We start from the raw sequence: 527 nt of genomic DNA on the forward strand, positions 1-527 counted from the left end.
GAGAAACCGCCAGATCAGCTGAGAACCGACACTCGGGGTCGGATCATCCGCAGGCCCTCAATCGCATTGAGTATCTTTAGTTACGTCATAATAACGAAAGATGCGTAACTAAACGAAACTATAGACACGCAAGACACTAAACCTATAGGCTCGGGAGTTATGGCGACCAACGACACTGCGGCCCGGGGCGATCGCCGGGGGATGTGCGAGTTCCCCGGTGGGTGCAGTCGGCCCAGCCTCGACGATCCGAAGACGGGACGGCCGTCGAAGTACTGCGGGCAGGCCGATCCCGGTGGCCCGGTGCACAACAAGGGCAACGCGTGGAAGGAGCGTCGGCGGCTCGCGACAGTCGGTGCCGGACCGGCCGAGCCGCCGACGGCCGCAGGTGATGAGGCCGTGGTGACGGCGCCGGTTTCGATGGCCCGGGCCACCCTCGGTGTGCAGCTCGAGGAGCTGCCCGCCCGTCTCGCGGAGCTCCGCAGTTTCCTTGAGGCTGTGACCGAGACAGTCACCTCGGTGACCGATGT

The 527-nt window shown here is 63.8% G+C and carries 1 protein-coding gene; it reads left to right on the forward strand.

What is annotated here, in order from left to right; all coding sequences use genetic code 11:
- Window positions 1-159: 159 nt before the first annotated feature.
- A partial coding sequence (locus ACFWJO_RS39480) for a hypothetical protein (protein WP_386873093.1) occupies window positions 160-527 on the forward strand: 368 nt, incomplete at its 3' end.

It is taken from the genome of Streptomyces sp. NPDC127092 (genome assembly GCF_042722475.1).
In the GTDB taxonomy this organism is placed as follows: Bacteria; Actinomycetota; Actinomycetes; order Streptomycetales; family Streptomycetaceae; genus Streptomyces.